Below are 23,781 nucleotides of genomic sequence, written 5' to 3'. Positions count from 1 at the left end.
ATTTATGTTTTAAAGTATAATGTCGAGTGAAATACATTATACTCTAATATATGAATTTTTTCGTTATGTAAAGGAATAAGCTACAGTCTATCTCCACATTGACTTTATATCATATTAAAAGAGGGTTCCGGTGCTTTCTGCTGCCATTTGCGGAATATGAATATCCGTTTTCCATTCCTCATTCACTTTTTTGATAAAATAAGCAGATAATAGAGGAGATGCTTTTTCAATATTCTGGTGTACAAAGAAGTAAAGGTTCTGAAGACCTTCTTTCTTCCATTTGGTAAGGTGCTTCAGCCAGTCATCCAGTCTTTCGTAGTCACTTTCTGCATTGGCTCCCACATAACGGATAAATGCGTTGGGTGTGGTAAGACGCATGTGAAGCATATCTCTTCTTCCTGCAGTATCTACAATGATATTGGTAATATTATGAGCTTCAAAGAGTTCGCATGTTGTATTAAGTATTTCTTCATCGGTAAACCATTCCGTATTTCGGAGTTCTATGGCTAACGGAACTTCTTTTGGCCATTCCTTTACAAACTTTTCCAGTCTGTCATAATCCTTAGGTTTAAAATTATCATGAAGCTGAAGGAAAGCCATTCCCAGTTTTTCATCAAAATTAATAACAGCGGAAGCAAAATGAGTCACAGGATCCGTCACATCAATCAGCCTTCTGAAATGGGAAACGGTATTTGTGATTTTAGGAAAGAATTTAAAATTTTCCGGTGTTTTTTCTTTCCAGGTTTTTACCTGATCCGGAGTGGGCATTCCATAGAAAGTAGCATTCAATTCGATAGAATTAAACTGAGTGGCATAATAGGTGAGTTCATCCTTGGTTCCTTTAGGATAGAATCCTTTGAGATCTGTTTTATTCCATTTTGCACACCCGATAGAAATATTTTCCAGGCCTTTTTTATTAAGGGCCAGTATTTCTTTCGTTCTGGGATGATCTTTAGGTAATGTGAAATCTATTTTTGATGGGTCTTCTACTTGTCCGAATTTCATATCTGTAGTTTTGGTATTAAACAATGAACACAAATATAAACCAAAAATCTCAGAGCATTCTATGATTTCTATGGAAAGTAATCAGACAGAATCAGTATTGAAAACGACAAAAGCACACCTTTCGGTATGCTTTTGTAAATATAGCGTGTTTATTACTTGGTCCTATGCCTCGCAGCTTGAACATGATACGAAGTTAACCATCATTTCTTTTGAAACAGATGAACTTCTTTGGTAGTAAAGTGTTTTAACTCCTTTTTTCCAGGCTTCAATATAAAGGTAGTTGACATCTTTTACAGGCATTGTAGAAGGAATCTGAAGATTCAGAGACTGTGCCTGATCAATATATTGCTGTCTCTGCGCTGCCTGAGAAATAATCTCCATTGGAGAAATTTCTTTGAACGTTTTGAATACTGCCTTTTCTTCAGGAGTAAGCTCGTTCAGGTGCTGTACCGATCCGTGGTTCAGCATGATTGTTCTCCATGTTTCTTCGTTATCCAGTCCTTTTTCTTTCAATAGTTGTGCAAGGTATTTATTCTTACGCATAAAGTTTCCTTTCGCAAGACCTGCTTTATAATAGTTGGAAGAGAAAGGCTCGATTCCCGGAGAAGTCTGTCCTAAGATGGCAGAACTTGAAGTGGTAGGAGCAATAGCCATTGTTGTGGTATTTCTTAATCCGTATCCCTTCAATACTTCTGGTTCTCCATAGATGTTGGCAAGTTCTCTTGAAGCCTGCTCAGCCTGCTCTTTGATATGTCTGAATGCTCTCGCATTGAACTGAGTCGCTTCAAAACTTTCAAACGGAATCATGTTTTTCTGTAAATAAGAGTGGTATCCTAAAACTCCTAATCCAAGAGCTCTGTGACGCATCGCGAAGTTTCTTGCACCCTGTAGGTAATAGTTTCCTTCAGTTTTATCAATAAATTCTGATAATACAGCATCAAGGAAGTATACTGCCAGTTTTACAGCGTCTGTATCTTTCCATTCATCATACAATTCCAGGTTCATGGAAGACAGACAGCAGATGAAAGATTCTTCCATAGTAGACGGAAGCATGATTTCAGAACAAAGGTTACTTGCATTCACGGTCATTCCCAGGTCTTTATAAACCTGAGGTTTATTTCTGTTGACGTTATCTGTAAAGAAAATATACGGAAGCCCTTTTTGCTGGCGGCTTTCCAATACTCTTGCCCAAACTTTACGTTTTTCCATATCACCATCGATCATATCCTGCATCCAGTAATCCGGTACACATACTCCGGTAAACAGGTTCTGAATCGGGCTGCCGATATCTTTAATGGATAAAAATTCTTCAATATCCCCGTGGTCAATATCTAAGTAAGCAGCAAAGGCACCTCTTCTTACTCCTCCCTGAGAAACAACATCCATAGCCGTGTCGAAAAGCTTCATGAATGAAACAGCTCCTGAAGATTTTCCGTTATCCGTTACAGCGGTTCCTCTGTTTCTCAACTCTCCAAAATATCCTGAAGTTCCACCTCCGATTTTAGTCTGCATGATAACTTCACCCATTTTGTGGGTAATTCCTTCAATGCTGTCCGGAATGTGAACGTTAAAACATGAAATAGGAAGACCTCTTTCTGTTCCCATATTAGCCCATACAGGAGAAGAGAAGCTGATCCATCCCTTCGTGATCATCTCTTTGAAAGCCGGCTGAAGTTCAGGTTTGTATAACCTTTTTGCAGCGGCAGTGGTAATTCTGTCGATAGCTCCGTCTACCGTTTCACCTTTCAACAGATATCCTCTGTTCAGCATTTGCTCAGACTCTTCATTGAGCCACCATATATTTGAATTTTGCTCTTCCATAGATGTTATATTTTCGAATTCCGGAATGAGAGAATCACTCCGGAATTTTGTTTTTTTATATTATTGATTGTAAAATTTCTACTTTGTGGGAACCGTTCAGCCCGCTTTCATCTCTTAATCTCTGAAATTCTTTAAAAGACGGAACATTCAAAACCTCATGCTGAACTTCTTCATTGATGTAGTTTGAATAATGTACAAAAGTAACACCATCTTCCTTTACAAAAACCTTATATTCAAAAGTGGAAGGATCTAAATTTTTGAAGTCTTCCAGAAATTTTTGGATATTGGTTTTATTGTTTGGAACAAATTCCGGGTTTACCGTATAGGTTACTATTACATTAATCATTTCTTTTGTATTTGTGCTTTACTGATGAACAACGATTTCACTTATTAATCAGAAAAGGGTAGTCCTGATACTGACCGCTTTGACGCTCGCTTCGCTCGCGCCCCAATATTAGAACAAATCGTTTGCTGTAATACTCTTATCGTGTTTTGTATAGTCAACAGGTCTTTTTGCAAAGAAATCATCTAATGAATTGGCGAAAACTTCTTCCTCGAACCATACCATTGGTCTGTATTGTTCAGGAGTAATGTTGTATTTTGTTTTCATGTTGATTTTCTTCAAGCTGTCATCCACACGGTATTTCATGAAGTTTAACAGATCTTCTTTAGAAACGTTGTCGATTTCTCCCAGTTCAAAAATCCAGCTAAGAATGTCTCCTTCTCTTGCGATAGATTCATCCACCAAAGTGTAAATGTCTTCGATGTCGCTGTCTGTTAACAAGTCAGGCTGTTCCTCACGGATTTTGTTGATCAGATAAATTCCTGCGTTAGCGTGAATTTGCTCATCTACGGAAGTCCATGCAATGATATTGGAAACATTTTTCATAAACCCTTTGAATCTTGTGAAAGAAAGGATGATGGCAAACTGCGAGAAAAGAGAAACGTTTTCCACTAAAATACTGAATAATAATAAAGCGGAAACATACTCTTTAGGTGTTGCAGAGTTAGCATGTTTTAAAGCATTTCCCAGAAACTCTATTCTTCCTTTTACAGCAGGAATTTCGATAACATTAAGGAACTCATCATTATATCCTAATACCTCTAATAAACGGGAATATGCTTCAGAATGGCGGAATTCGCATTCTGCAAAAGTAGATCCTAATCCATTGAATTCCGGTTTGGGTAGGTGGTTGTATAAATTTCCCCAGAATGTCTTTACAGACACCTCGATCTGTGCAATGGCTAACAGCGCATTTTTCACAGCATGCTTCTCATGTGGTTCCAACTGCGAATGAAAATCCTGAACATCTGCAGTAAAGTCCACTTCCGAATGCACCCAGAACGATTTGTTGATGGCTTCTACAAATTGAAGAACCTCCGGGTATTCAAATGGCTTATAACTTACTCTTTTATCAAAAATTCCCATATTAAATATCTTTATAATTAAATAATTTAGATCCTTGTGGATAACGTTCCGGAAATACTTAACTTTTTGTTTATCTGGAAGTTGTGAATTAAAGTTATTCACTTCCCCAAATTCATATTTCTTGTAAAGAACTAATAGCAAAGTTCGAAAAAAAGAACTGATTTTGAAAGAGGTAAATACTAATAGGCTGACTTTTAGCCTGAAAAGTTTTCCACATTTACATGAAACTGGCTCGGATAATAGGCTGGACAGCAATCTTGAGGATAAATAGATATAAATTGGGAGTTACAGTTAAACAATATTTTGTAAAGTATTATTAATAAAGGATTAATGTATTAAACAAAAAAATATTTGAATAAATTTTTATTCTTGTAACAATTTGAAAATATCATCTACTTATTGGGTATAAAACATACATCACTTAATGTTAGTAATTCAGGATTTAAATAAGTCATACGATACAGGGAAAAGCAAGCTTCATGTTCTCAAAGGAATTAATCTGAATATTTCTGAAGGGGAGTTTGTTTCTATTATGGGAAGTTCCGGTTCCGGAAAATCTACCCTTCTTAATATTATTGGAATTCTGGATGAAAAAGATTCCGGAACCTATGAGTTGGATGGAGTTCCAATTGAACATTTATCCGAGGTAAAGGCTGCGGAATACAGAAGTAGATTCCTGGGATTTATTTTCCAGTCTTTTAACCTTATCAATTATAAAACAGCTTTGGAAAATGTTGCCCTGCCTTTGTACTATCAGAATGTACCAAGAAAAGAGCGAAATCAGAAAGCTATGGAATATCTGGAAAAAGTAGGATTGGCACAATGGGCAAACCACCTTCCAAGTGAACTTTCCGGAGGGCAGAAGCAGAGAGTAGCCATTGCAAGAGCTTTGATTACAGATCCTAAAGTAGTACTGGCAGATGAGCCAACCGGAGCATTAGACTCCAAAACCACTCATGATATTATGAAACTTCTTCAGGATATCAATAATGAAGGAAAAACAATCATCGTTGTAACCCACGAACCTGATGTAGCTGCACAGACCAAAAGAAATGTAGTACTGAAAGATGGGATTATTGAAAGTGATGAGTTTATTAAGCAGATTGTGCTTTAGGATTTTGATAATTTGAAAATGAGATAATTTGAAAATTTAATGATTCTGTTTTTTAATCTTTAAATTTTTCAATCTTTAAATACCGATAAAAATGTTTGACCTAGATCGTTGGCAGGAAATATTCAGTTCTATCCGGAGTAATGTACTTCGGACAGTGCTTTCAGGGTTTACAGTAGCTTTGGGACTGTTTATTTTCATCGTACTTTTTGGAATTGGAACAGGTCTTCAGAATGCTTTTTCTGAAGGATTCTCAGGTGATGCCAAAAACCTGATCACCATTACTACCGGAAAAACGACATTGGCCTATAAAGGACTGCAGTCAGACCGAACCGTTACACTGAATAATGGTGACTATGATTTTCTTATTAACGCTGAGAAAAAAAATGTAGGAGCTTCCAGCCCGAGATACAATGCCAGTTTAATGGTGAAATATGGTAAAGAAAGCGGAATCTATCAGATCCATGGAGCAGAACCCGGAGAGCAGGTGATTGAGAACCGGAAAATGATAGACGGCAGATATATTTCTCCAAGAGATCTGGAAGGAAAGCAAAATGTGGCAGTCATTGGAAGAATGGTACAGCGGGATTTGATCAAGAACGGAAGTCCTGTAGGAAAAGAACTGGATATCAATGGAACTATGTTTAAAGTGGTGGGCGTATTTTCAGATGATGGTGGAGACTGGGATGAAAGACATATCACGGTGCCGATTACCACTTTGCAGCAGATGAAAAAAGGTTCCGATACGGTGAATATTGCCTATATCTCATACAGTGATAAACTGACTCCTCAGGAAGCCATTAAATACGGAGATGAACTTAAAGATAAGCTGAAATTAAGGAAAAATGTTTCTCCTGATGATGAAAACGGTGTCCGTGTCTGGAATAATGCTAAAAATATGAACGACACATTCATGTTTATGGCGGTACTTACAGCAATTGTAGGGTTTATCGGATTAGGAACATTGCTTGCCGGAATCATTGGGATCAGTAACATTATGGTGTATATCGTAAAAGAAAGAACCAAAGAAATCGGAGTACGAAAAGCTATTGGCGCAAAACCAAGCGGAATTGTAGGGCTGATTGTTCAGGAAAGTGTTGTGATTACAGTGGTGTCCGGACTTGTTGGAGTAGGAATAGGTGTTTTGACCTTAAACCTTATCGGGAACAGCCTTGAAGAGTTTTTTATTAAAAACCCAAGTGTAGGCTGGGGATCCATCATTATGGCATTCATTGCACTGATTTTCTCAGGACTGATCGCAGGATTTGTACCCGCATACAGAGCTTCCAGAATCAAACCGATTGAAGCGCTGAGAACGGAATAATATAAACAAAAGGCAAAAATGCAGATTGATGGAATTCATAACTCATAATGTATAACTCATAATTCAACAAGGTGAATATCATATTTAAAAAAGATACTTGGCAGGAAATTTATTATTCATTGAGGAATAATAAACTCCGGACATTTCTTACCATGATCGGTGTAGGATGGGGAATGTTTTTGTATGTAAGCCTTCTTGGAGCAGCAAAAGGAATGGAGAATGGTTTTGATAAATTATTTTCCGGTTTTGCCACCAATTCAATCTTCCTGTGGGCACAAAAAACATCAATTCCATATGAAGGATTTCCTAAAGGAAGAGAAGTTCATCTGAACTTAAACGATATGGAAATGCTGAAAAGAAAAGTAACAGCCATAGATTATATCTCGCCGCAAAATGCGAGAGGAAGCTTTACAGGAACTCCCGGGGAAGCAATGTCCAGAAACGGTAAGAACGGAACCTATTCGCTTACCGGAGATTATTCTGTGGGAAATAAAATTTCAGAAAAGAAACTGATCTTCGGACGTTATATCAATGATGCCGATGTTTCCGGGAATAAAAATGTAGTTGTTATTGGAGAAGAGATTTACAAAAACTTCTTTGATTCCAAGAAAAAAGAGAATCCAATAGGAAAATCAATCAATATTAAAGGGTTGTTCTTCAATGTTATCGGCGTTTTCCGGGTAAAAAAAGGAGGAGGATTTGAAAATGATCAAACGGCTTTCATTCCACTTTCCACTTATACGAAAATGTATAATGCAGGAGATCAGATAGACATGTTTGCCATTGTTAGTAAGCCGAATGCCAATGTCAATTCCGTAGAAGAAGATGTAAAACAGGTTTTAAAAAGCAAAAATAAAGTGTCCCCTGAAGATACCAATGCTTTCGGAAGTTTCAACCTTGGAAAAGAATTTAAAAAGCTCACAGGTTTCCTTACGGGAATGCAGCTGTTAACAATCATTGTAGGTACACTGACTATCCTTGCGGGAGTTATCGCGATTTCAAATATCCTTTTGATTACAGTAAAAGAAAGAACCAAAGAAATCGGGATCAGAAGAGCGTTGGGAGCAAAACCTGCGGAAGTAAGAAATCAGATTCTCCTGGAAAGTGTTGTTATTACACTCTCTTCGGGATTAATAGGTTTCATGTTTGGAATCTTTGTATTAATGATTCTCAATGCGGTTACCCAGGGGCAGGATTCATTTCCTTTCTATAATCCGACAGTGAACTACGGAAACGTATTTGCTGCGATGGCTGTCATGGTGATTCTGGGATTAATAATCGGGATGATTCCGGCACAGAGAGCCGTAAAGATCAGGCCTATTGAAGCATTAAGAACAGAGTAATTAATTTGAAAATAAAACAATTTTAAGATTTAGAAAAAGGACTATAGAGAATCAATCTTTAAATTTTAAATCTTTCAATCTATTGAATAAAAAATAAACTATACATATGAAAAAGAAATTCACCTGGAAAAAAGCCATTTATATAGTATTAGGGCTTTTATTTGCAGTGGCATTGTTCTCAGGGCTTGGCTATCTTATCAAATCTAACTCTAAAGAAGGAGAAGCTTTCCTTACCCGTAAGCCTACCGTTCAGAATATGGATGATAAAGTAATGGCAACAGGAAAAATTGTTCCCAAAGAAGAAATTGAAATCAAGCCCAACATTGCAGGGATTATAGATAAAATTTTAGTAAAAGAAGGAGATAGGGTAGAAGTAGGGCAGTTAATTGCTACCGTAAAAATTGTTCCGAGTATCTCTGAAGTAAATGCCGCTCAGCAGGAAGTTCAGAATGCACAGATCCAGATCAGTAATGCCCAGATGAATGTAGGAAACATGCAGAAGCAGTTTGATATGCAGGATAAGCTTTACAAGCAGGGAGTCGCTTCTAAGCAGGAGTATCTGAACGCTCAGCAGCAGTTGTACTCTCAGCAGCAGACTTTGAAAAATGCCCAGCAGCAGTTGAATACCGCTCAAAAAAGATTGCAGATCGCTAAAACAGGGGCAACTCCTGAACTTAAAGGACAAGGTTTGGCCACTACAGAAATCCGTTCCAAAGCATCAGGTACTGTACTTGAAGTTCCTGTAAAAGCAGGAAGCCAGGTGATTGAAGCCAATAACTTTAACGCCGGAACTACCATCTGTTCAGTGGCAGATCTGAATGTTCTGATCTTTAAAGGTGAAATTGATGAAGCGCAGGCCGGAAAGCTAAGTGAAGGTATGGATATGAACATCGTGATCGGTGCTCTTCAGAATAAAACATTCCCCGGAAAACTAACCATGATTGCTCCAAAAGGCAAGGATAATGCAGGAACTATTAAATTTCCGGTAGAAGGTAATGTAACTAATCCTAATAATGAGTATATTAGAGCTGGTTTTTCTGCCAACGGTGAAATTGTTTTAAGTTCTCAGAAAAATGCATTATTATTGGATGAGTCTTTAATTCAGTATGAAAAGAAACAAGGAAAAGATGTTCCTTTCGTGGAAGTGAAACAAAAAGACGGGAAATTCAAAAAAGTATATGTAAAACTGGGAGCAAGTGATGGGATCAATGTTCAGATTCTTCCGGGATCCAATATTACAAAAGACACCGAAATTAAAGTGTGGAATCCATCTGATAAAGACAAAGAAGAGCTTAAAGAAAAAGCGAATAAAAAATAATAAACTACACTATACACTTTTAAACTGTGAATCCCTGAGGAATTTTTTTCTCGGGGATTCTTTTTTACGTCAAAATCTTTTGCAGGTGTAAATTCCTATATTTGAATTATATAAATCCATCAAAAAATGTGTCGCTACGCCCAGAAAACTTATAAATCACATTATGTCTGTTTCAAATGCCGGAAATCATTTAAACAGCCGGATGCTTATGATATTATAAAAAGGATCGAAAAAGAAAAAGTATACCATGAACCAGGGAAGTCAGTCCGTAATGTAGGATATGCTTTTACAAAGGCAGGAACACAAGAGCTGGAAAAAATTGTTTCAGAGATTGAAAACCGGACTATAAAATGTCCTGAATGCAGCAGTATGATGGCTGATATGGGGAAAGATTTTAAAGCCCCTAAAAAAACAGCTCTCAAAGAATGGAAGATTATAGAAAGCCTTTTTAAAACAGGGAAATGCTTTCACTCATGTGGCTGTGATGGAATAGGGTATATTCCTGGAAATCCTAAAGACTATGAAACGTATCTGAATAATATATTGAAAACATATCAGGAATATTTAGCTGCCTGCCAGAAGCTTCCTATAGAAAAATGTCCTGAGAAGAATGACGAAATAAAGTATTGGTCTGACAATATCCAGAAGATAAAAACTGAAATTATTGATAACAGATTTGAAATAATATTGTAACGGAAAAGAGGTTGAAACTGTCTTATCTTTAAAATTCCAAACTATATCCCATGAAAAAAGACTATTGGATTCTGTTTCTTTTTATCGTTGCAAAGTTTGCCCTTCAATACTCTCTGATAAGCCCTGAGTATGAACTTCACCGGGATGAATACCTGCATCTTGATCAGGCGAATCATCCTGCATGGGGATATCTTTCGGTTCCGCCTGCCAATTCCTGGATAGCCTGGATCATTAAAATGTTGGGGAATTCCATATTTTGGGTTAAATTTTTTCCAGCTCTGTTTGGAACTTTGACGATTGTCCTTACATGGAAAGTTGTGGAAGAACTCAAGGGAAGCCTGTTTGCTAAAATACTGGCTTCTACAGGAATATTATTTTCAGTACTTCTTCGGGTCAATATGCTGTTCCAGCCGACATCTCTGGAGATCTTTCTCTGGCTTTTCCTTTATTACAGCCTGATCAAATATTTCAATTCCCAAGAAGTAAAGTGGCTTTACACAGGAGCCGTCATTGTCGGAATCGGATTATTAAATAAATACAATATTGCCTTTTCATTATTAGGGCTTATTCCTGCCTTATTACTGACGGAGCAAAGGAAGGTTTTTATGCAGCCTCATATATATTGGGCAGCTGTTTTGGCTTTAATTATTATTTTTCCTAATCTCCTCTGGCAGTATCAGAATCAGTTCCCGGTTGTCCATCATATGAAAGAACTTTCTGAACGGCAGCTTGTACATGTAGATAGAATGGATTTTATGAAATCCCAGATTTTATTTTTTGCCGGAGTTATTTTTGTGATTATTGCTGGCTGGGGAGCATTGCTGTTATACAAACCTTTTGAAAAATACAGGTTTTTCTTTTGGAGCTATATCATCACAATTACTTTGTTTTTGTTCTTTAAAGCAAAAGATTACTACGCGATAGGGCTCTATCCTGTTTATATTGCTTTTGGTGCTGTTTTTCTCGGAAATGTATTTGAAAAAGGCTGGAAAAGATTTTTAAAACCGGTTAGCATACTTATTCCAATACTTTTATTCCTGCCTTTGTATAATGTGGCTTTTCCAAATAAAAGTCCTGAATATATCGTATCCCACCAAAGCCAGTATAAAAAATTAGGACTGCTTCGCTGGGAAGATGGAAAAGATCATCCGCTGCCACAGGATTTTGCTGATATGCAGGGTTGGAAAGAGCTGGCTCAAAAAGTAGATAAAGAGTATTCCAGATTGTCAAAAACCGGAAATACCATGGTACTATGTGATAATTACGGACAGACCGGAGCTATTAATTATTACTCAAAAGCCGGGGTCGTGGCGGTGTCATTTAATGCAGATTATATCAATTGGATAGATGTAAGCAAAAAATATAAAAATGTAATCAGGGTTAAAGAGGCATCTGAAGCAGGAAAAGAACTTAAAGAATCCGGTTCCTTTTTCGAAGTTGCAACATTAAAAGATTCCATTACCAATCCTTACGCGAGAGAAAGAGGAACTGCAATTTTCAGTTTGCAGGGAGCGAAAGTAGATATTAACAAGAGAATTCAGGACGAAATTATCGAAGTTAAAAATGGGTGGAAATAATTTTAATAAAGTTGTAAATGACGATTTGCAGATAGGATAAAGCTAATAGATAAATATTATTGCAACTTTATTGCGTTAATTGATTTTAGGTTAACTTTGCATTTTCAATTATCAATTATCAACTAAACTATGGAAAACAAAAACTTTGATGTCATCATAACAGGAGGAAGTTATTCAGGATTATCTGCAGCAATGGCTTTAGGAAGATCTTTAAGAAATGTCCTGATTATTGATAACGGAAAACCTTGCAACAGACAAACTCCGCATTCTCATAACTTTGTCACTCACGATGGGAAAACACCATCAGAAATTGCACAGCTTGCCAGAAAAGATGTAGAAAAATACAATACAGTGCATTTTTACAACGGAACTGTAGCGAAAACAGAAAAAGCGATCGGAGGTTTTGAGGTTGAAATTTCCTCCGGTGAAAAATTTAAGGCTAAAAAACTGATTCTGGCTTCAGGCGTAAAAGATACAATGCCGGATATTCCCGGGTTTGCAGAATGCTGGGGGATTTCTGTGATACATTGCCCATACTGTCATGGTTATGAAGTGAAAAACGAGGTTACGGGAATTCTTTCCAACGGAGATATGGGCTACGAATTTTCGAAACTGATTTTTAATCTGACTAAAAATCTCACGCTGTTTACAAATGGAAAAGCAGCTTTTACCGAAGAACAGCTTGAAAAACTTAAGCAGAATAAAATCATTCTTAACGAAGATGAAATTGCAGGTATAGAACATACGAACGGCTTCATTCAAAGAATTATTTTCAAAAATGGAAAGGAAATTCCTTTACAGGCTTTGTATGCGAAAATTCCTTTTGAGCAAAATATTAATGTTGATGATCTGGGCTGTGAAATAACAGAACAGGGATTTATTAAAGTAGATATGATGCAGAAAACAAGCATTCCCGGAGTTTATGCCTGTGGAGATAATGTAACCATGATGCGCTCCGTAGCCAATGCCGTTGCACAGGGTAATTTTGCAGGAGCCATAGTGAATAAGGAACTGTCAGATGAAGAATTTTAGAGGCTTTTTAGTACAATAAAGACAATCATAATACAGGATTTATTCATAGGTCTTTTCTTTTTTTAGTGTTTAAAAATCATTTTTTCAATAGGGAAATCTCGATGAAAATTCCGTACATTTGGGGTGAAAATTTCAAAAACTAAAAGTAAAATGGATATTATTTTCGACCTGATTGAAAAGGAAAGACAAAGACAAACCCATGGTTTAGAGCTTATTGCATCAGAAAATTTTGTTTCTGAAAATGTAATGAAAGCAATGGGAAGTGTACTGACAAATAAATATGCTGAAGGATATCCCGGAAAAAGATATTACGGAGGATGTGAAGTAGTAGATGAGGTTGAAACTTTAGCGATCAACAGAGCTAAAGAACTTTTCGGAGTTGACTACGTGAATGTTCAGCCACATTCCGGTTCTCAGGCGAATGCAGCCATTTATCTTGCCGTTTTGAAACCAGGTGATAAAATCATGGGGATGGACCTTTCAATGGGAGGACACCTTACTCACGGTTCTGCGGTGAACTTCTCAGGAATTCAATATAATGTAGTTTCTTACGGAGTTCAGCAGGAAACAGGTCTTATTGATTATGACCAAATGAGAGAAGTAGCGTTGAGAGAAAAACCAAAAATGCTTATCGCAGGTTTCTCAGCGTATTCCAGAGATTTAGATTATGCTAAATTCAGAGAAGTAGCAGACGAAGTTGGGGCTACCCTTTGGGCAGATATCGCTCACCCGGCTGGTTTAGTAGCAAAAGGATTATTAAACTCACCATTCGAACACTGTCATGTTGTAACTACTACTACTCACAAAACGCTGAGAGGACCAAGAGGAGGTATGATCATGATGGGAAAAGACTTTGAAAATACATACGGTCACAAAACTCCAAAAGGAGAAATCAAAATGATGAGCCAGGTGCTGGACGGAGCTGTATTCCCGGGTATTCAGGGAGGACCTCTTGAGCACGTGATTGCTGGTAAGGCTGTAGCTTTCGGGGAAGCTTTGGATGTACAGTTCGAAAATTATGCAAAACAGGTTAAATCTAATGCTCAGGCATTATCAAAAGCAATGATCGACAGAGGTTTTGATATCGTAAGCGGTGGTACAGATAATCACCTGATGCTGGTAGATCTCAGAAATAAAGGAGTAAACGGTAAAGAAACCGAAAAAGCATTGGTACTTGCTGATATTACATGTAACAAAAATATGGTTCCATTTGATGATAAATCACCATTTACAACATCTGGTATCAGATTGGGAACTGCAGCGATTACAACAAGAGGATTGAAAGAAAACGATATGGATACTATTGCAGGATTGATTTCTGAAGTGGTAGACAATATCAAAAATGAAGAGGTTCTTGGATCTGTAAGAAAGAAAGTGAACGAATTAATGGAAGGTAAAGCTCTGTTCAATTACTAACAGACATTCCAATATCATATAAAGAATGGGCGGATTGCTCATTCTTTTTTTATTCAAATGGAAAAGAAATCGTATACCTTCGATGAAATTAAGCAGAAACTGGTTAATTACTGTGTTTACCAGGATCGCTGTCATGCCGAAGTGGAACAGAAGATGAGGGAGTTTTTGCTTATTGATGAAGCGAAAGAAGAAATTATTTTATTTCTTCTGAAAGAAAATTATCTCAACGAAGAAAGGTTTACCCGAAGCTATATCCGGGGGAAATTTTACATCAAACATTGGGGGAAAACCAAAATTAAAATCAATCTGAAACAAAAACAGATTTCTGAGAAGTTGATAAACTCATGTTTTGATGAAATTGATGATGTTGATTATGAAAAAACAATCAGAAAAATTTATGATAATTATTACACCAAACAAACAGGCTTGAAAGAATATCAAAAAAAAACCAAAACTATAAAACATTTGATGAGTAAAGGTTTTGAATATGAGAAAATAATCGATATTTTTGGCTAAATATTAATAAATTTTAAAAAAAACTTGAAGTATGACTTATAGAAAAAAAACAATCAGTTCATGGAAATATGTTGATATATAAACATTTAATAATTATTTTAAAGAAAAACAGCTGATAACAAGAATTTATACAGGTAAATATTATCTTCATAAAGAGTTTATATGGTATGATTTTTGTCTCTGGATTTAGCTGTATCGAAATGAAATTGTTAGATTTTATAAATATAACATCAAATTTATTTTTGATTTCAACATATTGAAATAAATTTATTTATTTTTGCATGATTGTATCAAAATTATCTTTGATTGGATAATCAGATATTATACCTAATTAAATATGAACACCAATACAGACAATGTACAATTCTCTTAGAAAAACAATATTTGGAGGGGATAATGTTGTCAATCTCTCAGACGTAAGATATCTTCCTAGATGGATAATTCTTGTAATAGACATTATTATTCTTGTAATATCTTTATTTCTTTCCACTTACATTATCGCAAAGATTACCAAGCAGGAATTTATATATCATGATGATAAAAGCCTGATTTTCGCTTTTATTATCCTTGTGAATGCTGCTTTTATGTATGTCTTCAAGACTTATGCCGGGATTATCCGTCACTCCACATTTATAGACTTATTTAAGCTTCTGATATCCTGTTTTTGCACAATGCTGGCTATCGGAACAATAAACATCTGCTATTTCTGGATCACAGGAAGTAAGTTTATCCTTACTCCTTATCTGATGCTTTATTTCGTAATTTCATTTATGGGATTATTTCTTTTCAGACTCTATGTGAAGGAATTTTTCCATATTGTGAGGGAATACAGAAGAAGCGCACTGAAAAAAAGAATTTTAGTATTGGGAATTGATGAGCAGTCTATTGCTATTGCACGTGCAATTCTTGATAACCCGAGTTTACCTTATCAGGTAGTAGGTTTCTTGACACAAAGAACAGATTCTAAAAGAGCGTCCCTGTTGGGAAAGCCCATTTATGAAAAAGAAAAAATAGAAGAAAATACCAAAGAAGATCTTATTATTGACGGCGTTCTTATTGTTAAAGAAATGATGGCCAGAGATGAGATGAATTCATGGGTGAATCTATTTTTAGAGAAAGATCTTAATGTCTTTAAAGCACCATCAGTACAAAAACTGAGAGACAGTGATCTGGGTGGATCTATTAGAAATCTTCAGATTGAAGATTTGTTAAATAGAAAACCTATCAAAATTCAGAACGAAAAAGTTAAAAGCAGACATTTTGATAGAACAGTATTAGTAACCGGTGGAGCAGGATCCATAGGAAGTGAGATCGTAAGACAGGTTGCTCTTTTCAATCCTTCATTGATTGTCGTTTTAGATCAGGCAGAAACTCCACTTTATGAAATTGAACTTGAAATGAGAGAAAAGTTCCCTCATATCGCTTTCAAATTTGTCTTGGGAGATGTATCCAATCATCACAGGATGGAATCTCTTTTCCAGACCTATAATTTCTCAATGGTATATCATGCGGCTGCTTATAAACATGTACCTTTAGTAGAGGAAAACCCTCATGAAGCGATCTTTGTTAATATATTAGGTTCTAAGATTGTTGCAAAACTATCCAGCAAGTATAAAGTAAACAGGTTCGTAATGGTATCTACAGATAAAGCTGTAAATCCAACCAATGTAATGGGAGCTTCAAAGCGTGCTGCTGAACTTTTTGTACAATCGCTTCAGAATGTGGAAGGAAATGTTACCAAATTTATTACAACAAGATTTGGAAATGTATTAGGATCCAACGGTTCTGTAATTCCTCATTTTAAAAAGCAGATTGAAGCCGGAGGGCCGGTAACAATTACTCATCCGGAAATTGTAAGATATTTCATGACAATTCCTGAGGCTTGTGAACTGGTACTTCAGGCCGGAACAATGGGAGAAGGAGGTGAGATCTTTGTTTTTGATATGGGTGAGCCTGTAAAAATTATTGATCTTGCGAAAAGAATGATAAAGTTATCAGGATTCGAACCTAATATAGATATCAAGATCATCTATACGGGATTGAGACCGGGAGAAAAACTGTATGAAGAACTTCTGAGTGATGATGCAAAAACACTTCCTACTCATAACGACAAAATTATGATTTCTAAAGATCCTTCAATGGGATTTGAAGATATAGACAGGCTTACTAAAGAAATTACCAAGGCTTCCCTGCGAAGGGATAAAGTGGAGGTTGTAAGGATTCTTAAAACAATAGTGCCGGAATTCCGAAGCAATAATTCAATTTATGAAGCTTTGGATAAATAGGAAAAAATATAAATGTATATTTGCACAATTTAACAAGATAATGAAAGGAAAAATATTAACATTAGTATTGGTGTCCTCTTTGGTGATTTCCTGCAAAGTGAACCCCAATGCTAAGAATGATTTAAATTATATGCAGAATATAGAACAGGTCGCAATTAATGCATCTGCGAAAAATTCAGCAAACACAATCCAGGTGGGAGATCAGTTGGTTATTCTGATCACTGCAAAAGATATGGATGTTGTAAAGCCTTTTAATCAGAATTATTCTTCCTCAGAACTTATCCAGACAAATGCAATGGCCGGCGGAAATACTCCTAATCAGGGATCAACAGTAATTTCAGGACCAACTTATATTGTAGATGCAAATGGAGATATCGACTTCCCTATATTAGGTAAACTGAATACATCGGATAAAAGTCTGACCGCTTTTAAAGACGAACTTAGAGAAAAAATGACGAGATATGTTATTAACCCAACAATTAATATCAGGCTCTCAAATTTTAAAGTTACAGTACTTGGAGAAGTCAGCAGACAGGGAGACTATACTATAGCAAGCGGGCAGGCAACTATTTTAAATGCATTAGGTATGGCTGGTGACCTGACGCAATATGGGAAAAGAGAAGACATATTGGTAATCAGAACAGAAAATGGTGTTGTTTCTCATGGCCGTATTAATATTCGGGATGCCAATCTCATTAATTCTCCTTATTACAACCTGAAGCAAGGGGATGCCATTATTGTTTCCTCAAGTAATACCAAAGATGTTTTAGCAAAACAGAATCCCAATACAACTCTTTACCTTACGGCAGCTTCTATAGCTATCACAGCAATAGCAGTAGTAATAAGTTTATTTAAGAAATAAAAAAATTAATGAACACCCAACAGTCTTCAGCACCTTTAGAAGTAGAAAATAGTTCAAGGAATATTGATATTAATGAAATAGTAAAGCCCTATTTAAGAAAATGGCCGTGGTTTGCTCTGAGTGCCTTTATTGCTTTGGTAATTGGCTATATTGCATTGAAGTTTATGACTCCTGTTTACAATGTACAGACAACAGTACTTGTAAAAGATGCTAAAAACTCCTCGTCTCCCATAAATAATGATTTGGGTGTTTTACCAGACTTTTCGAATTTAGGTGGTCTGAAAACAAACAGTATTGCTAATGAAATTGAGATGCTGAAGTCAAAAAGACTAATGAAAGAAGTAGTCATTAATAAAAACCTTCAGACCGATATTTTTGCAAAGTCTAAACTTAGAAAAATTGAACTCTATAAAGATACCTCACCGATTGAAGTAAGGGTAATTAATGAAAAACCGGGGGGGATTTCTACTCCTGTTCTGCTAAAAATAGAGGGGGAAAAACTAATAGTAAGTACAGACGAACCTCAAAAAGAAATTATTACCGGTTATGGTAAGACAATAGGTCTTCCCTTTGCCAATATTATTATCACTAAAAATGATAAATATAATCCGGCTGCTTTAAAAAAAGTAAATCTGAATGATCTTGAACTTTACATTTCAACAGTAGATGCAAAAGTAGACATGCTGCAAAGCATGCTTGCGGTTAGCTTAATTAATAAGGATGCTACTGTATTAAAATTGGATATGAGCTATCCACAAATTACAAAAGCGGAAGATGTACTTAATGCTTTGGTTGTAGCATATAACAATGACGCTATTTTAGATAAGAATTCTGAATCTAAAAAGACATTGGACTTTATTGAAGACAGAATTAAAAGACTTACTGGAGAACTTGGGGATGTAGAAAGTCAAAAAGAAATATTTAAATCCAAAAATAACCTTACAGATCTTGAAACAGAAGCAAAAATAAGCCTGGAAAGTTCTGCCGCAGCAAGAGAAAAACAGCTTGATGTAGATGCGCAGCTGGAACTTACTAATGCTTTGATCAGTTTTGTAAATAAACAGGGTCAGTATCAGGCTTTACCTTCCAATGTAGGACTGAAAAACCCTGAAGCTATTGCAGGAATTGCTACTTACAACCAGCTGGTTCTTCAGAGAAACAGGTTTTTAGAGTCTGCAACTGTAGAAAACCCAACAGTGGTAGATATTACCAAACAGATCAACACAATGCGTCAATCTATTGAGCAGAGTTTGCAGAGAAACAAAACAGGTCTTGAGCTGGCAAGAAATGAATATCTTGGTGAGCAGAATAAAGTTTCAGATAAAATATCTAAACTTCCTTCTATTGAAAAAATGTTCAGAAGTATTGAAAGACAGCAGCAGATTAAGGAGAATTTATACTTGTTATTACTTCAAAAGAGAGAAGAAACAGCAATTGCTGAATCTATTACTGCACCTAAAGCAAGAATAATAGATAAAGCATACGCGTCATCAAGCCCTATTGCACCTAACAGAAAGATTGTCCTTATTTCATCATTGTTTTTGGGACTATTAATTCCATTTTTGATTATTTATTTATCTACTATTTTCAACAATAAGGTTGTTACAAAACACGATCTTGAAAAGCTGGTACATGCACCTATTATTGCAGAACTGCCAAGTCTTGAAAAAGGAGACTCTGAGATTGTTAAAATGAATGATATTACTCCTATGGCGGAAGCATTCAGAATTCTTATTACCAATATGAATTTCATGCTTTCAAAAGAGAAAAAAGGAAAAATAGTATTTGTTACTTCAACGGTAAAAGGAGAAGGGAAAACATTCACATCTGTAAACTTGGCTTTAACATTAGCCAATCCTAAGAAAAAAGCAATTATCATAGGGTCTGATATCAGAAACCCGCAGCTTCAGAGATATAATCCTGCCAGAAAAGGACTTGCCGGGCTTACGGAGTATCTTTACAATGACGATACTAAACTTGAAGACATTATTCATGTATCATCTTTTAATCCTTATCTGGATGTAATTTATTCAGGAATGATTCCACCGAACCCGACAGAATTGCTATCTAACGGCCGTTATGAAATTCTTCTGACGGAATTGAAAGAAAAATATGAATATATTATTCTTGATACTGCGCCATTGCTTCTTGTAACAGATACTTTCCTTATTGCTGAACTTTCTGATGTAACCATTTATGTTTCCAGATCTAAATACACAGAAAAGGCATTATTGGAATTTGCCAACCGAAATATTGATCAGAAAAAAATCAGAAATGTAGGATTTGTTCTTAATGATGTAAGCAGAGAAAATTTAGGATATAGTAACAAATACGGTTATGGCTATAACCAGCATACAGAACAATCTTGGTTTCAAAAAATAAAAAATAAATTTAGTTAATGGCAACAACATATAAAATAGCGGTTATAGGCCAGGGTTATGTAGGTCTTCCTTTATCTCTTGAATTTGCAGATCATTATCCTGTCTTTGGATTTGATATCAATACACAGCGTGTTGATCAGCTTAATAACGGAAAGGATATAACGCTTGAAGCTGATGTTGATAAATTAAATAACGGACTGAAAAAATACAGGGAATCTAATGGCTCTTTAGGTTATAAAGCAACAAGCCAGTTATCTGATATTGCTGAAGCTAATGTTTTCATTGTAACAGTTCCTACCCCTATTGATAAATATAATGCTCCCGATCTTAATCCATTGATTTCGGCCTCAAAAATGTTGGGAGAAATTATTAAAAAAGATGATATTGTTATTTATGAATCTACAGTTTTTCCTGGGTGTACAGAAGAAGAATGTGTGCCGGTTCTTGAAAAATATTCAGGACTTAAGTTTAATGAAGACTTTTTTGTAGGCTACTCTCCGGAAAGAATTAATCCGGGAGATAAGGTAAATACGCTTACCAGTGTTAAAAAAGTAACTTCAGGTTCTACAGAAAAGATTGCCGAAGAAGTAGATAATCTATATAAGAAAATCATTACAGCCGGAACTCATAAAGCACCTAGTATTAAAGTTGCAGAAGCTTCAAAAGCTATTGAAAATGCACAGAGAGATGTTAATATTTCTTTTGTTAACGAATTAGCATTAATCTTTGATAGGGTAGGTATCGATACGAATGATGTATTGGAAGCTGCAGGAACAAAATATAATTTCCTTAAGTATAAACCAGGATTGGTGGGAGGACACTGTATTTCCGTAGATCCTTATTATCTTGCACACAAAGCGGAACAGCTGGGATATCATCCAGATGTGATCTTATCTGGAAGACGAGTAAACGATTCTATTGCAAAGTTTGTGGCTGCTAAAGTAGTGAAGCTTCTGATTGCAAAAGGAGGAGTGATCAAAAATTCGAATGCGCTGATTTTAGGAGTTACATTCAAAGAAAACTGTCCGGATGTCAGAAATACTAAAGTTGTAGATATCTATAGAGAACTTGCTGATTTCGGAGTAAATGTTGATATTTATGATCCGTGGGCAAGCAAAGAAGAAGTAAAGCACGAATATGGAATTGATATTCTTGACGTTCTTCAGGAAGGTAAAAAGTATGATTCTTTAGTGATTGCAGTATCTCATAATGAGTTCCTGGAAATGGATCTGGATCTGCTTAAAAAAGAAAATGCAGTGGTTTTTGATACCAAAGCATGTTTAGACAGAAATCTGGTTGATGCAAGATTATAAAAGATCATGAGCTATGATATTATAATCATTGGTGCAGGTCTGGTAGGATTGGCTACAGCCTATCAGACTAAGCTGAAAAATCCTGATTCTAAGATTCTCATTTTGGAAAAAGAAAACGATGTGGCATTGCACCAATCGGGACATAACAGTGGAGTAATTCATAGCGGGATTTATTACAAACCGGGAAGCCTTAAAGCTAAAAACTGTATCGAAGGGTATAATTCCGTTATTAACTTTGCTGAGAAATACGGCATACGATATGATCTTTGCGGAAAAATAATTGTAGCTACTTCACAGGAAGAATTACCCCTTTTAGATAATATATATAAAAGAGGAGTTGAAAACGGACTTCAGGATTTAAAATATCTTTCCAGAGAAGAATTTCGCGAAATTGAACCCCACTGTGAAGGCGTAAAAGCAATTAAAGTTCCACAAACCGGAATTATCGACTATCCTGGAATCGCAAAAAAAATAAAAGAACTTTTTGAAGAATCAGGAGGTGAAGTAAGATTTAATAATGAAGTAAAAAACATTATTGATAAAGGATCTGAAATTATTGTCAGCACTAATATTTCCGAGTTTAAGACCAAAAAACTTATTTCCTGTGCAGGATTATATTCTGATAAGATAACCAAAATGACCAATGAAAAAAATGATGTGGTCATTATTCCTTTCAGGGGAGAATATTATAAAATCAAGGATGAAAAAAAATACCTGGTAAAACATCTTATTTACCCGGTACCTGACCCCAGTTTTCCATTTCTCGGTGTTCACTTTACCAGAATGATTGACGGTAATATTGAAGCCGGCCCTAATGCTGTTCTGGCCTTCAAAAAAGAAGGATACCATTTTTTCGATTTCAATTTCAATGAAACCATGCAAACCATGCTATGGCCAGGATTTAGAAAAATTGTAGCAAAATATGGTAAAACGGGAATGGGAGAAATGTACCGTTCACTTTCCAAATCTGCATTTACAAAAGCACTTCAGAAACTTCTACCGGAAATACAGGAGAATGATCTTTTATCAGGAGGTTCAGGAGTTAGAGCACAGGCTTGTGACAGAAATGGAGGATTGATTGATGATTTTGACATCGTGAAAAACGGAAATATTATTCATGTTAGAAATGCTCCTTCTCCGGCGGCTACATCTTGCCTTTCTATAGGAAATAAAATTAGTGAACTTATTATAAGTTAAAACACTTTATATCCACTCAAAAAACTAAAATATGAAAATTCAAATGGTTGACCTTAAAGGTCAGTACCTGAAAATAAAACAAGAGGTAGATATTAGTATTCAAGAATGTATTGATAATACTGCATTTATTAATGGTCCTGCTGTAAAAGAATTTCAACAGGATTTTGAAAAATATCTGGGAGTAAAACATGTGATTCCATGTGCTAACGGAACAGATGCTCTTCAGATTGCCATGATGGCCTTTAATCTGCAGCCTGGAGATGAAATAATCTGCCCTGCTTTCACCTACGTAGCGACTGCTGAAGTTATTGGTCTTTTAGGATTAAAACCTGTAATGGTAGATGTAAATGAAGATACTTTTGATATACAGCTGGAAGGTCTTGAAAAATATCTTACCCCCAATACCAAAGCGATTGTTCCTGTTCATTTATATGGCCAAAGTGCTGATATGGAACAAATTCTTAAATTTGCAGAAAAACACAACCTTTTTGTTATAGAAGATAACGCTCAGGCAATAGGCTCTGATTATACATTTTCAGATGGAACTGTAAAAAAAACGGGAACTATCGGACATATCGGATGTACTTCGTTTTTTCCATCAAAAAACCTTGGATGTTATGGCGATGGAGGTGCATTGATGACGAATGATGATGAACTGGCTTTCAAAATCAGAATGATTGCCAATCACGGACAGGAAAAGAAATACTATCATAAAGTTTTAGGCTGTAACTCAAGATTGGATACCATACAGGCTGCTGTATTGAAAGTTAAGCTTAAGCATTTGGATGAGTATTCAGCTTCCAGAAACAGAATGGCGGATTATTATGATGCAAATCTTGCTGGTATATCAGAAATTCAAACTCCTAAAAGAGCTGCGAATTCTACCCATGTATTTCATCAGTATACCCTTAGAGTGAAAAATGGAAAAAGAGATGGATTACAAAAATATCTGGCAGAAAAGAGTATTCCAAGTATGATATATTATCCTTTGCCTCTTTACAAACAGGAAGCTTTTCTTCAATATGTGAAAGAAGGTTTTAGTCTTCCGGTTACAGAGAAGCTTTGCAAAGAAGTAATCTCTCTTCCTGTACATACAGAATTTGATCAGGAAGTACTGGATATTATTATTACAGAAATTAAGAATTATTTTAATTAATA

At 35.9% G+C, this 23,781-nt stretch carries 19 protein-coding genes; 15 read left to right on the top strand and 4 right to left on the bottom strand.

What is annotated here, in order from left to right; all coding sequences use genetic code 11:
• Positions 1 to 114: 114 nt before the first annotated feature.
• From AC59HC_RS20295 to AC59HC_RS20280, 4 genes are all read right to left on the bottom strand, one after another.
• Positions 115 to 1,005, bottom strand: a complete 891-nt coding sequence (locus AC59HC_RS20295; protein WP_202841052.1) for a DUF72 domain-containing protein — start codon at positions 1,003 to 1,005, stop codon at positions 115 to 117.
• Between the two features lie 162 nt (positions 1,006 to 1,167).
• Positions 1,168 to 2,826: a ribonucleoside-diphosphate reductase subunit alpha gene (locus AC59HC_RS20290; RefSeq protein WP_062673967.1), complete on the bottom strand. Its 1,659-nt coding sequence runs from the start codon at positions 2,824 to 2,826 to the stop codon at positions 1,168 to 1,170.
• Between the two features lie 55 nt (positions 2,827 to 2,881).
• Entirely contained in the window at positions 2,882 to 3,172 is a 291-nt protein-coding gene (locus tag AC59HC_RS20285) for a hypothetical protein (RefSeq protein ID WP_110010043.1), read from the bottom strand.
• Between the two features lie 108 nt (positions 3,173 to 3,280).
• The gene (locus AC59HC_RS20280) at positions 3,281 to 4,255 is read right to left on the bottom strand and encodes a ribonucleotide-diphosphate reductase subunit beta (protein WP_062674779.1); all 975 of its coding nucleotides are present in this window, start codon (positions 4,253 to 4,255) and stop codon (positions 3,281 to 3,283) included.
• Positions 4,256 to 4,679: 424 nt separating this feature from the next.
• On the opposite strand from AC59HC_RS20280, the gene AC59HC_RS20275 reads away from it, so the two are divergent.
• From AC59HC_RS20275 to AC59HC_RS20205, 15 genes are all read left to right on the top strand, one after another.
• Positions 4,680 to 5,369: an ABC transporter ATP-binding protein gene (locus tag AC59HC_RS20275; protein ID WP_034699055.1), complete on the top strand. Its 690-nt coding sequence runs from the start codon at positions 4,680 to 4,682 to the stop codon at positions 5,367 to 5,369.
• A 91-nt stretch (positions 5,370 to 5,460) separates the two neighbouring features.
• Positions 5,461 to 6,690, top strand: coding sequence for an ABC transporter permease (locus tag AC59HC_RS20270; protein ID WP_343639537.1), 1,230 nt, complete (start codon positions 5,461 to 5,463; stop codon positions 6,688 to 6,690).
• A gap of 71 nt (positions 6,691 to 6,761) precedes the next feature.
• A complete protein-coding gene (locus tag AC59HC_RS20265) occupies positions 6,762 to 8,033 on the top strand; it encodes an ABC transporter permease (RefSeq protein ID WP_110010041.1) in 1,272 nt (423 codons plus the stop codon).
• Positions 8,034 to 8,139: 106 nt separating this feature from the next.
• On the top strand, positions 8,140 to 9,351 hold the full coding sequence (locus AC59HC_RS20260) for an efflux RND transporter periplasmic adaptor subunit (RefSeq protein WP_496559238.1): 1,212 nt from the start codon (positions 8,140 to 8,142) through the stop codon (positions 9,349 to 9,351).
• 126 nt (positions 9,352 to 9,477) lie between these two features.
• Positions 9,478 to 10,044, top strand: coding sequence for a hypothetical protein (locus tag AC59HC_RS20255; protein ID WP_202841046.1), 567 nt, complete (start codon positions 9,478 to 9,480; stop codon positions 10,042 to 10,044).
• 50 nt (positions 10,045 to 10,094) lie between these two features.
• Positions 10,095 to 11,621, top strand: coding sequence for a glycosyltransferase family 39 protein (locus tag AC59HC_RS20250; protein WP_496559237.1), 1,527 nt, complete (start codon positions 10,095 to 10,097; stop codon positions 11,619 to 11,621).
• Positions 11,622 to 11,750: 129 nt separating this feature from the next.
• Positions 11,751 to 12,653, top strand: coding sequence for an NAD(P)/FAD-dependent oxidoreductase (locus AC59HC_RS20245; RefSeq protein WP_411413550.1), 903 nt, complete (start codon positions 11,751 to 11,753; stop codon positions 12,651 to 12,653).
• A gap of 150 nt (positions 12,654 to 12,803) precedes the next feature.
• On the top strand, positions 12,804 to 14,069 hold the full coding sequence (gene glyA, locus AC59HC_RS20240; RefSeq protein WP_343639526.1) for a serine hydroxymethyltransferase: 1,266 nt from the start codon (positions 12,804 to 12,806) through the stop codon (positions 14,067 to 14,069).
• A 57-nt stretch (positions 14,070 to 14,126) separates the two neighbouring features.
• A complete protein-coding gene (locus AC59HC_RS20235) occupies positions 14,127 to 14,585 on the top strand; it encodes a regulatory protein RecX (RefSeq protein ID WP_202841043.1) in 459 nt (152 codons plus the stop codon).
• Positions 14,586 to 14,941: 356 nt separating this feature from the next.
• A complete protein-coding gene (locus AC59HC_RS20230; protein WP_202841042.1) occupies positions 14,942 to 16,870 on the top strand; it encodes a polysaccharide biosynthesis protein in 1,929 nt (642 codons plus the stop codon).
• 40 nt (positions 16,871 to 16,910) lie between these two features.
• Positions 16,911 to 17,732 (top strand): polysaccharide biosynthesis/export family protein, encoded by an 822-nt coding sequence (locus AC59HC_RS20225; protein ID WP_202841040.1) that lies wholly within the window; start codon positions 16,911 to 16,913, stop codon positions 17,730 to 17,732.
• 8 nt (positions 17,733 to 17,740) lie between these two features.
• Entirely contained in the window at positions 17,741 to 20,131 is a 2,391-nt protein-coding gene (locus AC59HC_RS20220) for a GumC family protein (RefSeq protein WP_202841038.1), read from the top strand.
• A complete protein-coding gene (locus AC59HC_RS20215; protein ID WP_202841036.1) occupies positions 20,131 to 21,426 on the top strand; it encodes a nucleotide sugar dehydrogenase in 1,296 nt (431 codons plus the stop codon). Before AC59HC_RS20220 ends, AC59HC_RS20215 begins: the two co-directional genes overlap by 1 nt.
• Positions 21,427 to 21,432: 6 nt before the next feature.
• Entirely contained in the window at positions 21,433 to 22,623 is a 1,191-nt protein-coding gene (gene lhgO / locus AC59HC_RS20210) for an L-2-hydroxyglutarate oxidase (RefSeq protein WP_202841035.1), read from the top strand.
• 31 nt (positions 22,624 to 22,654) lie between these two features.
• Positions 22,655 to 23,779, top strand: a complete 1,125-nt coding sequence (locus AC59HC_RS20205) for a DegT/DnrJ/EryC1/StrS family aminotransferase (RefSeq protein WP_496559236.1) — start codon at positions 22,655 to 22,657, stop codon at positions 23,777 to 23,779.
• Positions 23,780 to 23,781 lie beyond the last annotated feature (2 nt).

It is taken from the genome of Chryseobacterium sp. DZ-32 (assembly GCF_059587025.1).
The sequence above is the reverse complement of the archived record's forward strand: the minus strand, read 5'-3'. Positions and strand labels throughout refer to the sequence as shown.

Bases quoted from the DNA above. Each gene is read 5' to 3' on its own strand.
- AC59HC_RS20295 (WP_202841052.1), bottom strand. From the start codon at position 1,005: ATGAAATTCGGACAAGTAGAAGACCCATCAAAAATAGATTTCACATTA.
- AC59HC_RS20290 (WP_062673967.1), bottom strand. From the start codon at position 2,826: ATGGAAGAGCAAAATTCAAATATATGGTGGCTCAATGAAGAGTCTGAG.
- AC59HC_RS20285 (WP_110010043.1), bottom strand. From the start codon at position 3,172: ATGATTAATGTAATAGTAACCTATACGGTAAACCCGGAATTTGTTCCA.
- AC59HC_RS20280 (WP_062674779.1), bottom strand. From the start codon at position 4,255: ATGGGAATTTTTGATAAAAGAGTAAGTTATAAGCCATTTGAATACCCG.
- AC59HC_RS20275 (WP_034699055.1), top strand. From the start codon at position 4,680: ATGTTAGTAATTCAGGATTTAAATAAGTCATACGATACAGGGAAAAGC.
- AC59HC_RS20270 (WP_343639537.1), top strand. From the start codon at position 5,461: ATGTTTGACCTAGATCGTTGGCAGGAAATATTCAGTTCTATCCGGAGT.
- AC59HC_RS20260 (WP_496559238.1), top strand. From the start codon at position 8,140: ATGAAAAAGAAATTCACCTGGAAAAAAGCCATTTATATAGTATTAGGG.
- AC59HC_RS20255 (WP_202841046.1), top strand. From the start codon at position 9,478: ATGTGTCGCTACGCCCAGAAAACTTATAAATCACATTATGTCTGTTTC.
- AC59HC_RS20250 (WP_496559237.1), top strand. From the start codon at position 10,095: ATGAAAAAAGACTATTGGATTCTGTTTCTTTTTATCGTTGCAAAGTTT.
- AC59HC_RS20245 (WP_411413550.1), top strand. From the start codon at position 11,751: ATGGAAAACAAAAACTTTGATGTCATCATAACAGGAGGAAGTTATTCA.
- glyA (WP_343639526.1), top strand. From the start codon at position 12,804: ATGGATATTATTTTCGACCTGATTGAAAAGGAAAGACAAAGACAAACC.
- AC59HC_RS20235 (WP_202841043.1), top strand. From the start codon at position 14,127: ATGGAAAAGAAATCGTATACCTTCGATGAAATTAAGCAGAAACTGGTT.
- AC59HC_RS20230 (WP_202841042.1), top strand. From the start codon at position 14,942: ATGTACAATTCTCTTAGAAAAACAATATTTGGAGGGGATAATGTTGTC.
- AC59HC_RS20225 (WP_202841040.1), top strand. From the start codon at position 16,911: ATGAAAGGAAAAATATTAACATTAGTATTGGTGTCCTCTTTGGTGATT.
- AC59HC_RS20220 (WP_202841038.1), top strand. From the start codon at position 17,741: ATGAACACCCAACAGTCTTCAGCACCTTTAGAAGTAGAAAATAGTTCA.
- AC59HC_RS20215 (WP_202841036.1), top strand. From the start codon at position 20,131: ATGGCAACAACATATAAAATAGCGGTTATAGGCCAGGGTTATGTAGGT.
- lhgO (WP_202841035.1), top strand. From the start codon at position 21,433: ATGAGCTATGATATTATAATCATTGGTGCAGGTCTGGTAGGATTGGCT.
- AC59HC_RS20205 (WP_496559236.1), top strand. From the start codon at position 22,655: ATGAAAATTCAAATGGTTGACCTTAAAGGTCAGTACCTGAAAATAAAA.